The sequence below is a fragment of the Pseudonocardia halophobica genome, from assembly GCF_050948485.1.
Classification (GTDB): domain Bacteria; phylum Actinomycetota; class Actinomycetes; order Mycobacteriales; family Pseudonocardiaceae; genus Pseudonocardia; species Pseudonocardia halophobica.
Genome location: NZ_CP192046.1, coordinates 5,353,035 through 5,372,625 on the forward strand (window position 1 = coordinate 5,353,035; position 19,591 = coordinate 5,372,625).

General features: G+C 69.9%; 18 protein-coding genes. 4 read left to right on the top strand and 14 right to left on the bottom strand.

Annotation, left to right across the window (positions count from 1 at the left end):
- The 3 genes from ACQP04_RS25390 to ACQP04_RS25400 form a co-directional block, all read right to left on the bottom strand.
- Positions 1-1,167 carry an acyl-CoA dehydrogenase family protein gene (locus ACQP04_RS25390; protein ID WP_433503071.1) on the bottom strand — a complete coding sequence of 389 codons (1,167 nt, stop codon included), beginning with the start codon at positions 1,165-1,167 and terminating at the stop codon, positions 1-3.
- A 107-nt stretch (positions 1,168-1,274) separates the two neighbouring features.
- Positions 1,275-1,871, bottom strand: a complete 597-nt coding sequence (locus tag ACQP04_RS25395) for a histidine phosphatase family protein (RefSeq protein WP_433503072.1) — start codon at positions 1,869-1,871, stop codon at positions 1,275-1,277.
- A 6-nt stretch (positions 1,872-1,877) separates the two neighbouring features.
- Positions 1,878-2,963, bottom strand: a complete 1,086-nt coding sequence (locus ACQP04_RS25400; RefSeq protein WP_433503073.1) for an acyl-CoA dehydrogenase family protein — start codon at positions 2,961-2,963, stop codon at positions 1,878-1,880.
- A gap of 100 nt (positions 2,964-3,063) precedes the next feature.
- Between ACQP04_RS25400 and ACQP04_RS25405 the strand changes: the two genes are divergently transcribed.
- Positions 3,064-3,816: a FadR/GntR family transcriptional regulator gene (locus ACQP04_RS25405; protein ID WP_433503074.1), complete on the top strand. Its 753-nt coding sequence runs from the start codon at positions 3,064-3,066 to the stop codon at positions 3,814-3,816.
- Positions 3,817-3,848: 32 nt separating this feature from the next.
- Here ACQP04_RS25405 and ACQP04_RS25410 read toward each other — a convergent pair whose 3' ends face one another.
- From ACQP04_RS25410 to ACQP04_RS25455, 10 genes are all read right to left on the bottom strand, one after another.
- Positions 3,849-5,810 carry an AMP-binding protein gene (locus tag ACQP04_RS25410; RefSeq protein WP_433503075.1) on the bottom strand — a complete coding sequence of 654 codons (1,962 nt, stop codon included), beginning with the start codon at positions 5,808-5,810 and terminating at the stop codon, positions 3,849-3,851.
- A 2-nt stretch (positions 5,811-5,812) separates the two neighbouring features.
- A complete protein-coding gene (locus ACQP04_RS25415; protein WP_433503076.1) occupies positions 5,813-6,994 on the bottom strand; it encodes an acyl-CoA dehydrogenase family protein in 1,182 nt (393 codons plus the stop codon).
- A 141-nt stretch (positions 6,995-7,135) separates the two neighbouring features.
- Positions 7,136-7,759, bottom strand: a complete 624-nt coding sequence (locus ACQP04_RS25420; RefSeq protein ID WP_433503077.1) for a MarR family transcriptional regulator — start codon at positions 7,757-7,759, stop codon at positions 7,136-7,138.
- Positions 7,760-7,799: 40 nt separating this feature from the next.
- Positions 7,800-8,789, bottom strand: coding sequence for a DUF7064 domain-containing protein (locus ACQP04_RS25425; RefSeq protein WP_433503078.1), 990 nt, complete (start codon positions 8,787-8,789; stop codon positions 7,800-7,802).
- A gap of 7 nt (positions 8,790-8,796) precedes the next feature.
- Positions 8,797-9,738 (bottom strand): DUF7064 domain-containing protein, encoded by a 942-nt coding sequence (locus tag ACQP04_RS25430; protein ID WP_433503079.1) that lies wholly within the window; start codon positions 9,736-9,738, stop codon positions 8,797-8,799.
- 103 nt (positions 9,739-9,841) lie between these two features.
- Entirely contained in the window at positions 9,842-11,152 is a 1,311-nt protein-coding gene (locus ACQP04_RS25435; RefSeq protein ID WP_433503080.1) for a hypothetical protein, read from the bottom strand.
- A 37-nt stretch (positions 11,153-11,189) separates the two neighbouring features.
- Positions 11,190-11,378 carry a ferredoxin gene (locus ACQP04_RS25440; protein WP_433503081.1) on the bottom strand — a complete coding sequence of 63 codons (189 nt, stop codon included), beginning with the start codon at positions 11,376-11,378 and terminating at the stop codon, positions 11,190-11,192.
- Complete coding sequence (locus ACQP04_RS25445) at positions 11,375-12,583, bottom strand: cytochrome P450 (RefSeq protein WP_433503082.1); 1,209 nt, start codon at positions 12,581-12,583, stop codon at positions 11,375-11,377. The genes ACQP04_RS25440 and ACQP04_RS25445 overlap by 4 nt, the downstream gene beginning before the upstream one ends.
- Positions 12,580-13,896 carry a hypothetical protein gene (locus ACQP04_RS25450; protein ID WP_433503083.1) on the bottom strand — a complete coding sequence of 439 codons (1,317 nt, stop codon included), beginning with the start codon at positions 13,894-13,896 and terminating at the stop codon, positions 12,580-12,582. The genes ACQP04_RS25445 and ACQP04_RS25450 overlap by 4 nt, the downstream gene beginning before the upstream one ends.
- Positions 13,897-13,906: 10 nt before the next feature.
- Positions 13,907-14,308 (bottom strand): PEP-utilizing enzyme, encoded by a 402-nt coding sequence (locus tag ACQP04_RS25455; RefSeq protein ID WP_433503084.1) that lies wholly within the window; start codon positions 14,306-14,308, stop codon positions 13,907-13,909.
- Between the two features lie 99 nt (positions 14,309-14,407).
- Between ACQP04_RS25455 and ACQP04_RS25460 the strand changes: the two genes are divergently transcribed.
- Both ACQP04_RS25460 and ACQP04_RS25465 read left to right on the top strand, forming a co-directional pair.
- Complete coding sequence (locus ACQP04_RS25460) at positions 14,408-15,853, top strand: aldehyde dehydrogenase family protein (protein ID WP_433503085.1); 1,446 nt, start codon at positions 14,408-14,410, stop codon at positions 15,851-15,853.
- Positions 15,854-15,887: 34 nt separating this feature from the next.
- Positions 15,888-16,967, top strand: coding sequence for an alcohol dehydrogenase catalytic domain-containing protein (locus ACQP04_RS25465; RefSeq protein ID WP_433503086.1), 1,080 nt, complete (start codon positions 15,888-15,890; stop codon positions 16,965-16,967).
- Here ACQP04_RS25465 and ACQP04_RS25470 read toward each other — a convergent pair.
- Positions 16,954-17,790 (bottom strand): tyrosine-protein phosphatase, encoded by an 837-nt coding sequence (locus ACQP04_RS25470; RefSeq protein ID WP_433503087.1) that lies wholly within the window; start codon positions 17,788-17,790, stop codon positions 16,954-16,956. The genes ACQP04_RS25465 and ACQP04_RS25470 overlap by 14 nt on opposite strands.
- Positions 17,791-17,903: 113 nt before the next feature.
- Here ACQP04_RS25470 and ACQP04_RS25475 point away from each other — a divergent pair, with 113 nt between their 5' ends.
- Positions 17,904-19,577: an AMP-binding protein gene (locus ACQP04_RS25475; RefSeq protein WP_433503088.1), complete on the top strand. Its 1,674-nt coding sequence runs from the start codon at positions 17,904-17,906 to the stop codon at positions 19,575-19,577.
- Positions 19,578-19,591: the final 14 nt, after the last annotated feature.

Sequence of the window (19,591 nt, forward strand, 5' to 3'; positions counted from 1 at the left end):
TCAGTAGCTCCTCGGCAGGCCCAGCACGTGCGAGCCCAGGTAGTTGAGCACCATCTCCTGCGAGAGCGGTGCGATCTTGAGCAGGCGGGCCTCGCGGAAGTACCGGGCGACGTTGTACTCCTCGGAGTAGCCCATGCCACCGTGCGTCTGCAGCGCGCGGTCCGCGGCCTGGAACCCGGCGTCGGCACACAGGTACTTCGCCGTGTTGGCCTCGCGACCGCACGGGAGGCCCTTGTCGTATGCCCACGTCGCCTTGCGCAACACGAGCTCCGCCGCGTCGAGGCGGGCGAGCGAGTCCGCGAGCGGGAACTGCAGCCCCTGGTTCATCCCGATCGGGCGCCCGAACACCTCGCGCTGGTTGCCGTAGGTCACCGCGCGGTCCAGCGCGACCCGACCCAGGCCCAGCGCCTCGGCGGCCACGAGCATCCGCTCGGGGTTAAGACCGTCGAGGATGTACTTGAAGCCCTTGCCCTCCTCGCCGACGCGGTCCTCGACGGGGACCATCAGGTCGTCGATGAAGAGCTCGTTCGACGTGACGGCGTTGCGGCCCATCTTCGGGATCGGCCGAATGTCGATCTTGGAGCGATCCAGGTCGGTGAGGAACAGCGTCATGCCGTCCGTCTTCTTGGCGACCTCGTCCACCTTCTGGGTGCGTGTCAGCAGCAGGACCTTCTCCGACTCGACGGCCTTGGAGATCCACACTTTTCGCCCGTTGACGCGGTAGTGATCACCCTCGCGCTTGGCGAACGTGGTGATCCGGGTCGTGTCCAACCCCGCGCCCGGCTCGGTCACGCCGAAGCAGACGTGGAGCGAGCCGTCGACGATCCGCGGCAAGGTGCGCTTCTTGAGCTCTTCAGATCCGTGCTTGATCACCGGGTGCATCCCGAAGATCGACAGGTGGATGGCGCTGGCCGCGTTCATCCCGCCGCCGGACTTGGCGACCTCCTCGATCAGGATGGACGCCTCGGTGATGCCGAAGCCGTGCCCGCCGTACTCCTCGGGCGTGGTGATGCCGAGCCAGCCGCCCGTCGCCAGCGCGTCGTAGAACTCCGTCGGGAAGACCTTGTCCCTGTCGTGTTCCATCCAGTACTGATCGTCGAACTTGCCTGCCAGGTCACGAACCGCGTCCCGGATCGTCACCTGGTCCTCGGTGAGCTCGAAGTCCACCGCACACCTCCTCGGACCACGTCGTCTCGTCGCGGTCGATCGTAACAAAGGACTGACCAAAAGTACCGCCAGCATGGCCCGTGTGAAAGGTCATACCGAAAGCAGGCTCAGCCCTGCCGCATGTGCAAGGACTCATTCACGCTGAGCACCTCGCGATAGCCATCCGGTTCCACGAGGACCCGGGTGACCGAACAGTGATCGGGGGTCAGGAACATCGGGCCCGCCGTCCTCAGCACATGAGCGAGATATGCGCTGATCACGCCCCCGTGACAGACGATGGCAGCCCGGTCGACCGCCGTCGTGGCGACTTCCTCCACACCTGCCCGCACCCGCTCGGAGAACGCAGCCGGGTCATACCGATTGGTTCCCCATCGGCCTGCGTTCATCTCCGCGTACGCATCACGTCGCCTCGGGAAGTCCTCGACCCCTGTGCCGTACGTCGTCCACCCCAGGTCGAGCTCACACAGGCGCACGTCCGTCCGCAGATCCAGACCCAGCGCCTGCACGACGGGCTCGGCGGTCTGCCGAGCCCGGCGCATGGTGCTCGACACCACCGCGTCGACCAGCCCGAAGGTGCCAGCCGCGACGGCCTTGGCCAACGACCGGGCCTGCTCCTCCCCGCCCGCGGTCAGCGGCGGGTCGGCGGGCTCCGTACCGCCGTGGACATGTTCGGGCTGGGCGTGTCGAACAAGCAGCAGCTCCATCGGCGCTCAGCCCTGCGTGGCAGGCAGCAGCGCCAGACCGTCGGCGATCCGGTCGTTCCACACACCGGGCGACCCGAAGAGCTCCGCGTCGAGCTTCGCCCGCTTGTAGAAGATCTGCAGGTCATGCTCCCACGTGTAACCGATCGCACCATGCAGGGTCAGTGCGGTGTCCGCGGCCGCAGCGGCGGCCGCGGACACCTGGGCCTTCGCCGCCGCCGCGTGCAGCGCCGCGTCCCTGTGCCCCGACTCCACCGAAGCGGCGGCGAGGTAGACGATGGAGCGGCCGGCCTCGACCTTGACCAGCATCTCGGCCGCGGCGTGCTTGACGGCCTGGAAGGACCCGATCGGCACGCCGAACTGCTTGCGCTGCTGCACGTACTCCACGGTGGTGTCGAGCATCTGCTCCATGACGCCCAACGAGTCCGCTGACACCAGAACGGCAGCGCGCAGCGCCGCGGCGTCCAGAACGGCTGGCACGTCGTCCGTCGGGATCGCGGTCCCGACAGCGCCGTCGAGCTCGACGTCCGCCACCGTGCGGCTGCGGTCGGTCAGCGCCCGGCCGAGGAGCACGACCCCGGGCTGGTCCACCTCCACCAGCTGCAGCACGACTCCGTGACCCCTGGCAACGGGGACGACCAGGCGCCGCGCCCGGTCGGCCGCCAGCACGGCGGAGATCCGGCCGACAAGCCGGCCCTCGTGCACGCCGACTCCGGTGGCGATTCCCGGCACGGCGTCGGCGGGGACGCCGAGGACGGTGGTGACGCCGTCCGCGAGCAGCGCCTTCGCCGCCTCCGGTGTCCCGGCGAGGGTGGGCAGGGCCAGCATCGAGCCAAGCCACGCGCCCGCGGGCGCCGACCGGCGCCCAAGCTCCTCCGCTGCGAGGGCGAGTTCGACCAGCCCGCCGCCCTCGCCGCCGAGGTCCTCCGGCGACCCCACGCCGAACCAGCCGTCGCCGACGAACCGCTCCTCGAAGGCGGTGAGCTCGCCGCTGTCCAACCAGCCGCGGAGCGTTTCGCTCGTGCACGTCTCGCCCAACCAGTCGGCCAGGACGGTGCGGAAGTCGGCCTGCTCCTCGGAGAGTTCCCAGCGCATTCCAGTGCTCCTACTCGACTCGCGGGCGCGGCATCGGTGCTGCACCCACCTTCGCGATGCTAGATTGGGTCAGACCTTTAGACCACGAAAGGAGGGCCTCGTGTCCACCGACCGATCGGCCATCCGGCTCTCCCCCATGGAGGTCCCCAAGGCCTCCGATGTCCTGGCGAACGAGTTGCGCGAGCGAATCCTGTCCGGTGAGTACCCCGAGGGCACCCCGCTCCCACCCGAGCGCGAACTCGTCGTGCAGACGCGGATGAGCCGCACGACCGTCCGGGAGGCCCTGCGAATCCTCGAGGTCCAAGGCCTGATCCGGATCAAGGCGGGCCGCGCCGGTGGCGCCTTCGTGCAGAAGCCCGGCGAGGAGTCCGTGGCCAGTTCCCTGGAGCTGCTCATCCGCGGCAGACAGCTCCGCCTGGCCTCGGTGCACCAGACCCGCGAGGCCATCGAGCCCTCCTGCGCGCGGCTCGCCGCCCTGAACCGGACGACCGGTGACCTCGCCCGCCTGGAGTCCACCAACGAGGCCATCGCGGTGAGCGTCGATCTCGAGGACTTCCTGCGCGCCAACGTGGACTGGCACGTCGCCGTGGCCACGGCCAGCCACAACGAGATCCTCACCGGCATCATGATGGCCCTGTCCCGAGCCATCTACACGGTGACGAACAACGAGGGTTTCGTGAACGACGAGGTCCGCGACATCACCGTGCGTGCGCACCGCTCGGTCACCCGCGCGATCAAGGAGCGCGACGCCGAGGCCGCGGTCCGCCGGATGGCCCGCCACGTGCACTCCTACGCCACTGCCGCCCTCGAGGTCGAGGACCGGACGACCGTCTCGGTTCCCGAGGAGGACTAGCGTCCGGGCGACGGCCGCCCCGGGGGAGACGGTCACCCGGATCGCCCCACAGCCAGTCGGATCACATGCAGGGCCTGAGGGTTCTCCGCCCCGGACAGGTCCCCCGGGTCCTCCCCCAGCGCCGCCGCCCGCACGGCGCGGCGCATGATCTTCGCCGAACGGGTCTTGGGCAGCTCGGGCACCTGGCGGAGCAGGCTCGGGGCGAAGGGCTTGCCCAGTTCCTCCCCCACCCGGCGGCGCAGCTCCTCGCCGACCTCCTCGGCGCGGTCCGCCTCAGCCTGGGCGACGCCGGCGCGCGGGACCCAGAACGCCCACACCGCCTCGCCCTTCTTCGGGTCCGGCACACCGACGACGGCGGCCTCGGCGACCGCAGGGTGCGCAATCAGCACGGCCTCGACCTCGGCGGGCGCCAGCCGCTTGCCCGCCACGTTCATGACGTCGTCGGAGCGGCCGCGCAGGAACCACTGTCCGTCCGCGTCGATCACCGCGTGGTCGCCGTGGCGCCACAGCCCGGGGAACGTCGACCAGTAGGCCTCGAGGTAGCGCTCCCGGTCCCGCCAGATCCCGCGGGTCATGGCGGGCCAGGGCTGCCTGCAGACCAGCTCGCCGACCTCGCCCCGCACGGGCTCTCCCGCCGCGTTCACGACGTCGACGTCCATGCCCAGCGACGGCCCGCCCAGCGAGCAGCTCGCGATCGGCTCGACGGGGTAGGGCGCGAGGAACGAGCCGCCGACCTCGGTGCCGCCGGAGAAGTTGATGATCGGGACCCGGCCGCCGAAGACGTCGCTGGCCAGCCAGTCGTAGGACTCCGGGTCCCACGGCTCGCCCGTCGATCCCAGCGTGTGCACCGACGACAGGTCGAACTCGCCCAGCTGGGCGGCGTCGATGGTGCGGATGGTGCGGATCAGCGTGGGCGAGACCCCGAGCATGGTGACCCGGTGCCGCTCCGCAAGCCGCCAGAGCCTACTCAGGTCCGGCACGTCCGGCGAGCCCTCGTAGAGCACCAGCGCGGCGCCGTTGGCGTGCGTGCCCACAATGGACAGCGGGCCCATGATCCAGCCCATGTCGGTTATCCAGCAGAACACCCCGCCGGGACCGACGTCGAAGGAGTACGCCACCTCGCTGGCGGTCTTGACCAGGAAGCCGGCGTGCGTGTGCACGGCGCCCTTGGGCTTGCCGGTGGTGCCGGACGTGTACGCCAGTAGGAGGGTGTCCGTGGCGGCCATGGGCTCGGCCGGGCCGGACTCCGGCTCGCGCTCGAGCAGGGTGGTCCACGCCGTCTCCCCGTCCCCAGGGGTACCGACGACGACCACGTGCTCGACCGACGGGCTCTGCCCCACGGCCTCGCGGATAGCGGGCAGCATGGCGACCGTGCGGGCGCGCCGCACCGTCGACTCCGCCACGACGACCGCGCGGACCTCTGCGTCGGCGAGCCGGGAGGCGATGGCACCAGGGGCGAATCCGGAGAACAGCGGCACCAGTACGGCCCCGATGCGCGCGGCCGCGTAGAAGGCGACCACCGCCTCGGAGACCATGGGCAGGTACAGCGCCACCGCGTCCCCGCGACCGATCCCGAGCCCTCGTAGACCCGCGCTGACGCGCCGGACGCGCTCGTCGAGCTCGGCGAAGGTCAGCGAGTCGACCGACCCGTCCTCCGCTTCGTGCACGACGGCAGTCCGGTCCCGGGAGGCCGGGTCCTCGGCCCACCGCGCCAGCGCGGCGTCGGCGACGTTCAGCTCCCCGCCGACGAACCAGTCCGGGTCCTCCGCGCCGCGCGACACGTCGAGCACCTGGTGGTAGCTGCGGAAGAACCGCAGACCGAGGTCGGCGACCACGGCGTCCCAGTACCAGGTGACGTCGGCGGTGGACCGCGTGCGCAGATCCTCGATGCCGTCGATGCCGTGCGTGCGGGCGAACCGGGCCACCCGGGCCTCGGCCAGGTACTTCGGTCCGGGTTGCCAGACGTAGGCGCCGGGGGTGGACACCGAGGGCATCGTCAGCTCCTTGGCAGGCCGAGCATCCGCTCGGCCACGATGTTGCGCTGGATGAAGGTCGACCCGCCGGCGATCGCCGTGCCACGGGCCTGGTAGGCGAGCCGCTGCCACCGGCTCTCCGCGGGCGTCTGCTCCTCCGGCGCGAGCTGGCCGCCCAGCGGCGAGAGGGACTGGCGGAAGTCCGCGAGGTCCTCCACCAGCGGGCAGAAGAACAGCTTGCCGATCGAGGTGACGGGGCCGGGGGGGCCGCCGTCCGCGGCGATGGTCAGCACCCGTTGTCCGATGGCCTGGTGCACGAGCGCCCGTCCGTATAGGTCCGCGACCCTGCGCCGGATGGTGGGGTCAGCGCCCAGCGCCGAGCCCGTGGCGTCGGTCATGCCGCGGATCTGGTCGACGATGTCGTCCACGGCCCGCTTGGTGTTGACCCGGCCAGTCGCGATGCCGACCCGCTCGAACGCGAGCGTGGCCATGGTGACCTTCCAGCCCCCGTTGACCTCGCCGAGGACTGCCTCGTCCGGGACGAAGACGTCGTCGAGGAACACCTCGTTGAACTCGGCCTCGCCGAGCATGTGCGCGAGCGGGCGAACGGTCACGCCCTGGCTCTGCAGCGGCAGCAGGAAGTACGTGATGCCCTTGTGCCGCGGGAGGTCCGAGCCGCCGGTGCGGGCGAGTAGGATCGCATTACTCGCCAGGTGCGCCCGGCTCGTCCAGATCTTCTGGCCGGTGATCCGCCACCCGCCGTCGATCTTGATCGCCTTGGTGCGCAGGGAGGCCAAGTCCGAGCCGGACTCCGGCTCCGAGAACAGCTGGCACCACAGCTCGTCGCCGGTCAGGATCGGCCGCAGGTACCGCTCCTTCTGCTCGGGGGTGCCGAACGCGATGATCGTGGGCCCCGCGAAGTCCTCGCCGACTGTATTGAGCCGCTCGGGCGCACCGGCACGGTCCGCCTCGTCGGTGAACACCGCACGGATCTTGGCGTCGGCCCCCTGGCCTCCGTACTCCTGCGGCCAAGACATCCCGGCGTACCCGCCGTCGAACAGCATCCGCTGCCACTGCCGCCAGAACGGCAGCTTGTCGGCCAACTCGACCGGCTCGGGCCACGGGAGGTGCGGCAGAGACTCGGCGAGCCAGGCCCGCACCCGGGCGCGGAAGTCCGCCTCCTCCGGGGAGTCTGCGAGGTCCATGGAAGCTCCTTCTTCGGTCGCACCCCGATAATATGCTATCGGTCAGACCAAAATCCAGGATAGTCGGATCACACGTGTTTGAGGACGGCTCGGGCCCGCGACCAGACGATCGCGGGCCCGAATGCGTACGCCGGGAGCGCCTCAGTGACCGTCTGCGGCGTCCCGCTCCCGACCCAGGGTCAGCAGCAGGTCCTCGTGCAGCTCCATCCACACGTCGTGGTAGGAGTGGCTCATCGGCCGCGCGAACGCGGCCTGGTCGCCATCGCGGACCCGCTCCAGGGCCGCGGCGAACCGCTCCCCGTAGCGGGCGAACCGCGGCGAGACCGACACCGCGGGCGCCAGCGCCGCGACCGCAGCCTCGTGGACCTCGACCAGCTCGGTCACGACCGATGCGTCGTAGGCTTCGTCGGAGTGGTCGTTCGGCTGCTGGTCACCGCCCGGCCCGGTGCGGACCTGCCAGCGCGTGCAGACCTCCTTGAACCGCACGTTGACCGGGAGGAAGGCGTCGTAGGCGGCACTGATGCCGGTCCGCTCCTCGTCGGTGACGGCGGAGGCGACCAGCGCCGGGTGGGCCTCGCGACCCTCCTTGGTCAGGGCGTAGCCGCCAACCCGACCGGTGCGGAGCTTGACGAGCTCCTCGGCGGTCAGCTCGTCGAGCACCGGGGCAAGGTCGGAACGTCCGGTGATCTCGGCGAGGTCGTCGGCGCTGGCGAGGCCCTTCACCTTCAGCGTGTGCACCACGAGGAATCGCTCGGTGTCGGCCATCGTCGGCCTCCTCTCAGGACAGGTGTCGATCCCGGCCCGGTCAGGACTGGGCGGACAGCTCGACCTCGCGGTCGACGGTCAGCTGGCTGGCGTCGGCCTCCTCGGTCTCGCTGTGGTGGGCGAGGTAGGCGGGCGGCCACGCCATCTCGATGTAGGCGGCGCCGGCCACACCGTCGATCTCGCCGTGCATGGACGCCTCGTGCAGCGTGAGGTGCGGGCTTACGGGCCAGTGCAGGTCGGCGCCATGCCAGGTGCGGATTCGGGTGGTCCGGCCGTCCTCGTCGGTGATCGTGCCGTCCAGTTTCTGCTGCATGACCTGGCCGTCGAACTCCACGTCGATGTCGTAGTCGGTGATCACCGAGGTCAGCCCGTCGCGGTGGACATAGCCGTGCAGCGTGGTCTTGCCGAAGTACTGCAACTCCATGAGGTGGATCGACGCGTCCGGCGCCATGATGTTCCACCACTTCCAGTGCGTGGGTCCGCCCCAGTCGCGGGTGCCCCAGGAGTGGTCGCGGTGGCCGAAGGTGTCGAACTCGTGGCGCACACCGTCGAGGACGAGCGAGCCGACGACCCGCCCGCCTTGCTCGCTGCGGTCGTCCGCGAGCCACGACGGGCAGCCGCCGGGGTGCCGCACGAACGCGAACGGCGGGTTGATGCCCCTGAACTCGTACTCCAGCGAGATCCGCTCGCCGGCGAACTTGAGGTGGGTCGACATGGCGTCGCGCGTTGCGTTCAGCGTGATCTTGCCGACGCGCCAGTCCTCGAAGCCCATGGAGTCCGGCACGAGGATGCCGTCCGAGGCCTCGGACACGGTCTGCTCGACGCCCGGGCCGTAGACGACGGCCATCGAGCCGGCTCGCCCCTTGCCGTCCTTGCCCGCGGCATGGACCCAGGTGTAGACGATGATGCCGAGCCCGAGCTCCGGCAACGGCAGCAGGTAGGCCAGCGACTCGCGGACGTTCTCGTTCGCGGTGTCGGAGTAGAAGATGTGGCGGTCCTCGCCACCGTGCTCCAGTGGGATGAAGGGCATGCCGGACTTATTCTCCGATCGCGGTCTGGTCGGTCTTGCGCTGCGCGGCGGACTCCAGGCGGTGCTGGACGAACTCCGGCACCCAGCCCTCCTCGATGTGGATGAGGCCGGGCTTGCCCGCGACGGTGCAGCGGCTCGCCGCGTCCCTCGACACGAGCCCGCCGGCGGGCCACACGATGAGCGAGGTCCGGTTGCCCGTCTCGATCTCGGTGGAGCGGCCCTTCTCGTCGGTCAGCACGAAGCGGGCCGACGTGTAGGCGTAGAACTCGTCGTCACGCTGCACGTCGTGCTCGATCGACACCACCGGCGACTGCTCGCCGTCGCGGTGCACGTAGCCGAGCTCCCACTCGGCGTCCATCGCGAGGCCGTGCATGAAGTTGACCGCGACGTCGCCGGCGTCCGACTGGACGTTGACCCACTTGTAGTGGTGGAACGCCGTCCAGTCGCGGGTGCCCCACGAGTGGTCCCTGTGGCCGGTGGTGTCGAAGTCGACCCGTCGGTCACCGATCGTCAGCGAGCCGCGGACGCGGCCGCACTGCTCGAGGCGGTCGTCGGCGAGGAAGCCCGGGCAGCCGTCGGCGTTGTCGTGGTAGCTGAAGGCCTCATTGATGGCCTCGAAGTGGTAGTCGAGCGAGACGCCGTCCTGCTCGAAGGTGACACGGGCGTCCTTGTGCGGCTCGCCGTGCTGCACGCGCATCGGCCCGACCTGCCAGTCGGTGAAGTCGGCCTTCGGGTCCATCGCGACGCCGCTGGTGACGTGGTGGACGAGGCGCTCGTCGTCCTCACCGAAGACGGTGATCATCGAGCTCGCCACTCCCTCGCCGTCCACCCAGGTGTAGGCGATCATGCCGAGGTTCTCCTCGGGCAGGAACAGCAGGAAGATCAGGCTCTCCCGGGCCAGCGGCCCGGGGGCCAGGATGTGCCTGCGGTCGTCCGCTGCGGTCAGCATCTCGTGTCCTCTCCGTATGGCCGCGGCGCCGTGCGGGACGCCGCGGCGGGGCCGGCCCCGGGGATGGGGCCGGCCCACCGTGCAGGTGTGTCTCGACCCGGAATCAGGCCGAAGGGTTCCGCAGGGGCGGGAAGCCCTTGCCCATCAAGAAGACGGGGGCCAGGATCTCGGCCGCTCGGCCGCCCGTCAGGATCGGCCAGGCACGTTCGGTGGCCTCGCTGAGGTCGTCGAAGCCGTTCGCCAGGATGTCGTTCCACGCGCCGGCGCGGTAGGCGAGCGGCCGCATGAACTCGTGCGAGTACATGCGCACGCCGTTGCGGATCTTCTCGTCCCGGCTCAGCGTCGCCAGGATCTTGTACATCTTCAGCACACCCGCCTGGCAGGTGTCGATGATCCGCTTCATCTCGTCGTGCCCGACCTGGCGGATCTCGGACATCGGGGTGTCGATCGTGTCCCGAGCGAAGACGGCGACCCGGTCCAGGCTCTTCAGGTAGTCCTGCGGCTTGGTGAAGGTCGTCCCGATGTCGTTGATCTTGATGTCGATCGGATCCGGGCGGAAGCAGAGCACCTCGGTCAGGGCGTAGGGCATGCCCTCGCCGATGTGGGACCACTCGAAGCCGGTCTCGTAGAGGAAGTGGTCCCGGACCAGCGCGAAGCCGCCGTCCGGCAGCGGGTAGGGCCCCGTGTCGCCCATGCCCAGGCGGGTGTCGTAGTGCATCAGGAAGCCGAAGAGCTCCGTGGTGCCGTTGAAGCGGCGGAAGAACTTCCGCTCCTCGTCGTCCTCGAAGGGCTTCGCAGCCTCCAGCAGCGGCTGCAGCACGTCGTCCTCGAGTACGGGCAGCGCGAACCCGCGGCCCGAGGCCAGGCCAGGCCCGTCGCCCCACGTCCCATGCCATGTACGACGCGCGAACTGGATGCAGTCCTGGATGTCGTCCCGGCGGACGGTCGGGTCGAGCTGCTCGAGCGACACGCAGACGCCGCGGCCGAGCATCGCCATGAGCGCGCTCGCGTAGTTGCGGATGTGGTTGACCTTCGTGCCGATCTCGCGGCGCGGGACGCGCCCGAGCTCGATCAGGCCGTCGACGCCCACCTTGTCGGTGATCAGCCGCATCGCGTCGGGGTTGACGCTCCACTGCTGGACGAACGACAGGGTCTCGTACTCCTGTCGCGGGATCAGGCCCGACTCACCCTCGGTCGACCGGGTGGCGATGAGCTCCCAGAGGTTCCACGACATGTAGTCGAACCAGCTCTGGATCTGCTCGTCGGTCAGCTTGTCCGGACGGATGTCCTCCGCTGTCGTATCGACGAAGGGGGATGGGTCTCGACGGCGCATCTCCTGGTCCCCGGCGGGACCGCCGGGCACCTCCGCCATGTACTTCTCGACGAACTTCATGAAGTCATCGGCTTCGGACATCGCTGCTCCTTCGACGGTGAAAGATGGCTACGGCTGCTCAGGACTCGACTGAGAGCGCTCTGACGGGACACGCCGACACCGCGCGGAGCACACTCTCCCGCGAGTCGTCCGACGGGTTCTCGTCCAGCTCGAGCTCGCCGTCGTCGTTGATCTGGAAGTGGTCCGGGTCGTTGTACTCGCACTGGCCGTGCGCGACACAGACGTCCCGGTCCACCGTCACCCTCACGCCTGCTCCACCCGCACCCTGAGGCGCTTGAAGGCGTGGAACTGGTTGGTGTGCAGGCGGTCCGGCTCCGCCAGCGGCACGATGCGCAGGTCACGCTCGAGCAGCTGCCGCAGGAAGGTGGAGACCTCCGCACGAGCCAGGTGTGACCCCAGGCAGGTGTGGATGCCCCAGCCGAACCCGAGGTGCTGGTTCGGGGTTCGGTCGATCTTCAGTGTGTCGGGGTCGGCGAAGACCTCCGGGTCCCGGTTGGCCGCCTGGAACCACAGGACGACCTTGTCACCCTTCCTGATGAGACGGTCGTGCCACTCGACGTCCTTTGTGGCTGTGCGCCGCATTGCCCGGATGGGCGTGATGAAGCGCAGCAGCTCCTCGATCGCCGGACGCAGCAGCGCGCGGTCGGCGCGGAGCCGCTCCCACTCGCCCGGGAACCGGGCGAACGCCAGCACCGAGCCGGTGAGGAGGTTGCGGGTCGTCTCGTTGCCCGCGCCCACCAGGACGAAGTAGTAAGCCGCGAGGTCCTCCCAGGAGAGGGGCTCGCCGTCGATCCGGGCCGCCACGAGCTTCGAGACGATGTCGTTGCGCGGCTCCGCGCGACGCTGCTCGGTGAGCCCGCGGAAGTAGTCGAACAGCTCCTCGCGGGCCCGCTCCTTCTCGTCCGGGCTGCGCATGAACTCCGGGTCGTCGGAGATGACCCGGTCGGTCCAGCCCGCAAGGAGCGGGCAGTCCTCAGCGGGCACGCCGAGAACCTGCCCCAGGACCTGGATGGGCAGCAGGGCCGAGGCCGAGGCGACCAGCTCGACCTCGCCCTTCGCGCTGATGTCGTCCAGGATCGTCGTCACCGAGGTCTCGATGACGTCCTGCCACTCCTTGATCTTCACCGCCCGCAGGTGCGGGGTGGAGACCTTACGCAGCTCGGTGTGCCGCGGCGGGTCCGTGTTGTGCACCGTGGGCGTGTGCCCCTCGACCCGACGGCTGGGGATCTGCGTCCCCTGCCCGTTGACGAAGGTCTCGGGGTCCTCGATCGCCGTGATCAGGTCCGCGTACCTCGTCAACGACCAGTACCCGGGCCCGTCGTTCGGCTCGGTGTTCCAGTGGAGCGGGTCGTGCTCGCGGATCTCGCGGAACAGGTCGTGTTCGCGCCCCTCGATGAAGGGGGTGAGATCGCTGAGGTCGACCTGCGCGGCGCCGTGGGTCGCGGTGGTCATGCTTGCTGAGTCTCCTTGCTGGTGACGTTCGGGAAGCCCTTGCCGAACAGCAGCACGGGCGTGAGCACCTCGGCCGCCTTCCCGCTGGTGAGGACGGGCCAGGCCTTCTCGGCGTCGGCGGTCATGGTGTCGAAGCCCTCGGCCACGAACCGGTCCCACAGGTCCACCTTGAGCGCGTGGCTCTGCAGGAACTCGCGGGTGTAGACCATGATCCCGTCACGGATCTTCTCGTCCCGCGACTTCTTGGCCAGGGTCTTGTACATGTCCATCGTTCCCTTCTGGCACTTCTGAGCGATGGACTCCATCTCCGCGTCGTCGAGGACGCGCAGCTGCGACATCGGGGTGTCGATCCGGTCCCGGGCGAACGCCACGCCCTCGACGAGGTAGTCGAGGTAGTTCGTCGGCTTGGTGAACGTCGTCATGATTTCGTTGACGGTGGCGGTCACCTTGTCCGACGGGAAGACCAGCACCTCGGTGACGCAGTAGGGCAGGCCCTCCGCCACCCCGGACCACGGGTACGCGGTCTCGTTGAGGAAGTGGTCCCGCACGATCGCGAAGCGCCCGTCCGGCAACGGGTACGGGCCGGTGTCGCCCATGCCCGCCCGGCAGTCGTAGTGCAGCATGAAGCCGAAGAGCTCGGTCTTCGCGTTGAACTTGCGGAACGCGTCCCGCGTCGGACCCTCGAGCGGCTTGGTCTGGGCGACCAGAGTCGCGAGCACGTCGTCGTCGAGCACGGGGACCTGGAAGCCGCGGGCCGAGACGAAGCCCGGCCCCCCGCCCCACGTGCCGTGCTGCAGCCTCCGGCCGAACTGGATGAAGTCCTCGAGGTCCTCACGGCGGTCGTTCGCGCCGTGGAAGCCGAGATCCACCGAGATGCCGCGGCCCAGGATCGGACACACCGAGGCGGCCCAGTTCCGGGTGACGTTGACCTTCGTGCCCACCTCGCGGCGCGAGGTCTTCGCCAGCTCCAGCAGCCCGTCGACGCCGAGCTCCTCGGTGAGGATTCGGATGAACTTCGGGTAGTTGGCCCACTGCTGGACGAACGAGACGGTCTCGTACTCCTGGCGCGGGATCAGACCGGACTCACCTTCGGACGCACGGCCCAGGATGAAGTCCCAGAGGTTCCAGCCCGCGTACTCCAGCCAGCTGTTCACCTGGTCGTCCGAGAGGCCGGAGGCGCGCACGTCCGCATCCGTGGTCTCGATGAACGGCAGCGGCAGGTTCGAACGGACCTGCTCGTCCCCGGCGAGCCCCTGTGGGTACTTGCCCTTGTACTTCTGCAGCAGCAGCTGGACGTCGATCTCGTCGCTCATGGGGTGTCCGTCACTCCGAGTCGGCGACCAGGAAGACCTGGCCCTTGTCCCCAGTGATGTCGAGCCGCACGGTGGTGCCGTCGGCCGGGATGGTCTCGCCGCGCGAGGTCTGGATGCCCTCGGTGAAGGCCGTCGACATCACGCACGGGATCGAGAACTCGCGCGAGAGGATCCCCAGGTGGCTCTCGGGGGCTCCCTGCAGGGTGATCAGGCCCGCGACGCCCGCCATGAGCGCAGGGGACATGAAGGTGGTCGTGCCCCCACGGGAGATCACGACCGTCTGGTCCACGTCGGGACCGTCGATGAAGTCCAGAACCTCCTCAGGGGAGTCCAGGAAGCGGATCTTCCCGACGGCATGCACCTCCGACGTGAAGACGTTGATGCCGGTACCGATGAGCGTCTCCGTTGACAACTTCTCCTCCAAGAGGCTTGGCTGCGGTCGACCGTTTAAATGGTCAGTCCGAACGTGGGTATGATGTGGGCCCACTCACTTCGTGTCAAGGACGCCTCGATGCCCGTAGACCAGATCGGTGACGTATACGTCGCCGGCCGCCGGCGGACCTCCCGCTCCGACCGGCACACCCTCGTCACCAACCCCACCACCGAGGAAGTGCTGGCCAGAGTGGTCAGCGCTGATGCCGCGGACGTCGACGCGGCGGTCCGCGCGGCGCACGAGGCCGCACGGGACTGGGCCCGCACCTCCGTCGCCGAACGGTGTCGTCTGGTCGCCGAGCTGGCCGACCAGCTCGACCGTCGCGCGGCGGTCCTCTCGGAGACGATCACGCGTGAGAACGGGACCCCGGTCGCCGAGTCGACCCATGCCCCGCAAACCGCCGCGGCCCATCTCCGACACTGCGCCGACGTCGCCCCTTCGGTCTTCGCCGAGGACCTGCGCCCCAACCCGATGGCGCCCGGCGACACTATGGTGCAGCGTCGCCCGGTCGGCGTCGCCGGACTGATCACCCCGTGGAACTACCCGCTGAGCCTCATCGTGGTGAAGCTCGGCCCGGCATTGGTCGCCGGATGTCCGGTCGTGATCAAGCCCGCCGCCGAGACCCCGCTGGCCGCCCGGATGCTGATGGAGGCGGTCGAGGCCGCCGGCTTCCCCCCGGGCGTGGTCAACCTGGTCACCGGCGACGGGGCGACCGGGCAGGCACTGGTGGACCACCCGCTCGTCCGCAAGATCTCCTTCACCGGCTCGACGGCCGTCGGCCGGGGCATCGGTGAGACGTGCGGCAGGATGCTGCGTCCGGTGGTGCTCGAGCTCGGCGGCAAGTCCCCGGCGCTGGTGCTCGACGACGCCGACCCCGAGGTCATCGCCCGCAGCATCCTCAAGGTCTCGATGCGCAACACGGGCCAGACCTGCAAGGCCTGCACCCGGCTCATCGTCCCGAACGGCAGGCGCAAGGAGATCGTCGACCTCGTGGCGGACGTCGTGTCGTCGGCACCGCTCGGCGACCCGTTCGACCCGGCGACGTTCTTCGGCCCGCTCGTCTCGGCCCGGCAGCGGGACCGCGTGGTGGGCTACCTCGAGAGCGGCCACGCCGAGGGCGCCAAGGCCGTGGTCGGCGGCGGGACCCCGGCGGACCGGGACCGCGGCTACTTCGTAGAGCCCACCGTGTTCGACGAGGTCACCCCCTCGATGAGGATCGCCCGCGAGGAGATCTTCGGGCCTGTGCTGTCCGTCCTGGGCTACGACACTGTGGACGAGGGCGTGGCCATCGCCAACGACACCCCGTACGGACTGGCCGCCACGGTGTTCTCCCGAGACGACGAGCGCGCGGCGGCGGTCGCCGACCGCATCGAGGCGGGCACCATCGGCATCAACCACTACGGCTCGAACGCCGCCGCGCCCTTCGCGGGGCACAAGGACAGCGGTCTGGGCGTCGAGTTCGGCCTCGAGGGCATCGAGGAGTACCTCGCCCTCACCTCCGTCCACCGTCTCCCCCGCGGCTAGTCACACCCCCTCCCCACCGACAGGAGCAGCAACGATGCGAGCAGCAGTCCAGTGGACCTCCGGCGGCCCCTTCGAGATCGGCGACGTCACCCTCGCCCCGGCGGGCCCCGGCGAGGTCGGGGTGCGGCTCCACGCCGCGGGGGTGTGCGCCTCCGACCTTTCCCTGACCACCGTGTTCGGGCAGCCCACCCCGGTGGTGCTGGGGCACGAGGGCGTCGGGGTGGTCGACGAACTCGGCGACGGGGTGACCGACCTCGAGATCGGGCAGCACGTCCTCGTGCTGTGGGTGCCCTCCTGCGGGGACTGCGCACCCTGTCTCCGCGGTGACGAGTACCTCTGCGCTCGGCGAACCTCGACCGCGGACGCCCGGGCGGGCAAGGAGCACACCGCCACCCATCGCCTGTCGATCGACGGGAAGCCCGTCCACCAGGGCATGAACACGGCGACCTTCGCCGAGCGAACGGTCCTGCGCAGGCGGGCTGTCCTGCCCATCCCGGACGACGTGCCCTTCCCCGTCGCGGCCATGCTCGGCTGTGCGGTCCCTACCGGCGTCGGCGCCTCCCTCCGCAGTGCGCACGTCACCCCCGGCGACACGGTCGCGGTGATCGGCGCGGGCGCCGTCGGACTGAACGCGATCCTCGGGGCCGTCGTCGCGGGTGCGTCCCGGCTCGTCGCGGTGGACCCGACCGAGCGCCGCCGGGAGGCCGCGCTGGGCCTCGGCGCCACCGAGGCGCTCTCGCCCGACGAGTTCGCCGAGCAGGCGAAGGACCTGGACGTCGTCGTCGACGCCGTGGGCCAGCCGCCCACCGTGCTCGCCGCGTGGAAGGCGGTCCGCCGGGGCGGCACGGTGACCGTGGTCGGGGCCGGGCGCCCCGGCGACACCGTGCCGCTCTCGGCCTACGAGCTGTTCCACGACGACAAGAAGCTGACCGGCAGCTTCCACGGCGGCATCAGCATGCGCCGCGACATCGGGATGATGGTGGACCTCTGGAGGTCCGGCAGGCTGCCGATCGAGAAGCTGATCAGCGGCACGGCCGACCTGAAGGACATCAACGAGGTGGTGGCGGCCCAGCGGGACGGCTCGGTGGTCCGCACCGTCCTCACGATGGACTGAGCAGTCCCGCCCGGAGCGCGTCGACGTGGTGCGGGGTGACGTCACACTGCGCGGCGAGGAACCCGGTCACCGAGCCGAACTCGGCGTCGAGGCTCGCGAGGGCCTCGTCCATCGCGGTGGCCGGGGAGTCGAACAGCAGCGCGATCGCGTCCAAGTCCACGCCCTCGAACAGGTGGGCGTAGGCCTGGACGCGGTTCGGCCGCAGCACGCCGGTCAGCGCGTAGTCGGCGACCACGACCTCGCGCGGCACGCCGAGCGCCTCCAGGAGCAGCGCGACCAGCAGTCCCGTCCGGTCCTTGCCCGCGGCGCAGTGCACGAGCACGGGCGTGCGCGCGGGGTCGGCCAGGATGCGCAGGGCTCCACCGAACTCCGGCCCGCGGCGGCGCAGGGTCAGGGCGTAGTACTCGGCCATGTCGGCGGCGGTGAAGCTGGTCCGCGCCCCGGTCCGGATCTCCTGCACGTAGTTCGTGTCGCCCTCCCCGCCCTCCTCGATCGGCAGCAGGACGCACGCGGCCCCGGTCGCCTCGGGCCAGGCCGACGCGGCGCGGTCCATCTCGCCCTTCGAGCGCAGGTCGATCACCGTCCGCACGCCGAGGGCCCGGTAGGCCTCCGTGTGGTCGGGCTCCCAGGGGGTGCACAGCGGGTTCGCGCCCCGTGTCACCAGGGCCTCGGCTCGGTAGACGCGCCCGGGGGTGATGGTGCGGCCGTCCGCGGTGGGAGTTCCGCCGAGGTCGCGCAGGTTGGCCGTGGCCCCGACGGGGCGGTGGGTCGATCGGACGTCCCACGGAGACGTCGTTTCGCTGTTCCACTTTCGTGCAGGCATGCCCTACAGTCTGCCCTCGTCGTTGAGATTTCGGCCAGACCATTGTAACTTCGGACCGAAATAGCGTGACCCTCCGGCGGGAGCCGGACCGAACAACCCCAGGACGGAAATCGATGGAGATTCCCACCGTCAGCGACCGCTATACGGCGGTCGAGGTGAAGGAGTACTACGACTCCGGCTGCTGGAGCACGGAGACGTTCGGTGAGTTGATCATCCGCCAGGCCGAGGCGTGGGGAGACAAGACCTTCGTGACCGACGGGTCGACGTCGTTCACCTACACCGAGCTGCGCGACCAGTCGGCGAGGCTGGCCGTCGGCCTGCGCGAGCGCGGTGTCGCCGCGGGCGACCGAGTGGCGGTGCAGCTGCCCAACTGGTCGGAGTTCGTGGTCGTCGCGACCGCGGTCGCGCGGCTCGGCGCGATCATGGTGCCGATCATGCCCATCTACCGCCGCGACGAGGTCGGCCATGTGCTCGACGACGCACAGGTCTCCGCGGTCGTCACGCCCGCGACGTTCAAGGGCTTCGACTACCTGGGGATGTACCGCGACCTCGCGGCCACGCGCCCGACCGTCCACACGATCGTCGCCGTGCGGGCCGACGTGGCGCCCGATGGAGTGCTGACCACGCTCGCCGCGGTGACCCCGGAGGTCGACCCCGCTGAGGCTGCGGCGATGATCGGTACACCGGTCACCGCGGACGACCCGTACGTCATCGTCTACACCTCGGGCACCACCGCCCGCCCCAAGGGCTGCGTGCACACGTTCAACACCTATGCCTCCGGCGCCCGGGCCCTGAATACAGCCTTCGCCTTCACCTCGGACGACGTCGGCTTCAGCCCCTCCCCCATCACCCACACCACCGGTCTGGTCACCGGGGTCCTGATCCCGCTGCTCGCGGGCGGGTCGACCCATGTGATGGCGGAGTGGGAGCCGCGCCGCGGACTCACGGAGATCGCCGAGTACCGCTGCTCGGTCACGGTCACCGCTACGACCTTCATTCAGATGGCACTCGACGTGTTCGACCCCGCCCAGCACGACGCGTCGAGCCTGCGCGTGTGGGTGTCCGCCGGTGCGCCGATCCCGAGGTCGGTGGTGGAGCGCGCCCGCACCGCGTTCCCCGAGGCCAAGATCCTCTCCCTCTACGGCCGCAGCGAGAACCTCTGCACCACCACCTGCACCGTCGAGGACGACCCGGAGAAGTCGCTGACCTCGGATGGAGCGGCCCTGCCGCACGCCGCCGTCCAGGTCGTCGACGAGGCCGGGAACGAGGTGCCGGTCGGCGCCGAGGGCGACATCGCCTACAAGGGCCCCAGCCACATGCTGGGCTATCTGGGCCGCCCGCAGGAGACGCAGGAGCTGTACACCCCCGCCGGGTTCTCCCGCTCCGGCGACCTCGGCCGCAGCGACGCCGACGGCTACATCAGGGTCACCGGGCGCACCAAGGACATCGTGATCCGCGGCGGGATGAACATCAGCGTCCGGGAGGTCGAGGACCTCCTCGCCGAACACCACGGCATCCGGGCCGCGGCCGTCGTCGGGATGCCGGACGTCCGGCTCGGTGAGCGGGTGTGCTGCTACGTCGTGGCGGCCGACCCGGCGAACCCCCCCACGCTCGAGTCGATCAAGACCTTCCTGCACGAGCGTGGTCTCGCGGTCCAGAAGACCCCGGAGCGCGTGGAGCTGGTGACCGAACTGCCGACGACGGCGACGGGCAAGATCCAGAAGCACCTGCTGCGGCAGGACATCGCCCACAAGGTCGCCGCCTCGAGCGACCACATCCCGGCCTGATCCGACCGTCCCGA

Coding starts and splice junctions, on each gene's coding strand:
- ACQP04_RS25445 (WP_433503082.1), bottom strand. CDS start 12,583: ATGACCACCGCGACCCACGGCGCCGCGCAGGTCGACCTCAGCGATCTC.
- ACQP04_RS25430 (WP_433503079.1), bottom strand. CDS start 9,738: ATGCTGACCGCAGCGGACGACCGCAGGCACATCCTGGCCCCCGGGCCG.
- ACQP04_RS25420 (WP_433503077.1), bottom strand. CDS start 7,759: ATGGCCGACACCGAGCGATTCCTCGTGGTGCACACGCTGAAGGTGAAG.
- ACQP04_RS25435 (WP_433503080.1), bottom strand. CDS start 11,152: ATGTCCGAAGCCGATGACTTCATGAAGTTCGTCGAGAAGTACATGGCG.
- ACQP04_RS25450 (WP_433503083.1), bottom strand. CDS start 13,896: ATGAGCGACGAGATCGACGTCCAGCTGCTGCTGCAGAAGTACAAGGGC.
- ACQP04_RS25460 (WP_433503085.1), top strand. CDS start 14,408: ATGCCCGTAGACCAGATCGGTGACGTATACGTCGCCGGCCGCCGGCGG.
- ACQP04_RS25470 (WP_433503087.1), bottom strand. CDS start 17,790: ATGCCTGCACGAAAGTGGAACAGCGAAACGACGTCTCCGTGGGACGTC.
- ACQP04_RS25400 (WP_433503073.1), bottom strand. CDS start 2,963: ATGCGCTGGGAACTCTCCGAGGAGCAGGCCGACTTCCGCACCGTCCTG.
- ACQP04_RS25425 (WP_433503078.1), bottom strand. CDS start 8,789: ATGCCCTTCATCCCACTGGAGCACGGTGGCGAGGACCGCCACATCTTC.
- ACQP04_RS25410 (WP_433503075.1), bottom strand. CDS start 5,810: ATGCCCTCGGTGTCCACCCCCGGCGCCTACGTCTGGCAACCCGGACCG.
- ACQP04_RS25395 (WP_433503072.1), bottom strand. CDS start 1,871: ATGGAGCTGCTGCTTGTTCGACACGCCCAGCCCGAACATGTCCACGGC.
- ACQP04_RS25475 (WP_433503088.1), top strand. CDS start 17,904: ATGGAGATTCCCACCGTCAGCGACCGCTATACGGCGGTCGAGGTGAAG.
- ACQP04_RS25465 (WP_433503086.1), top strand. CDS start 15,888: ATGCGAGCAGCAGTCCAGTGGACCTCCGGCGGCCCCTTCGAGATCGGC.
- ACQP04_RS25415 (WP_433503076.1), bottom strand. CDS start 6,994: ATGGACCTCGCAGACTCCCCGGAGGAGGCGGACTTCCGCGCCCGGGTG.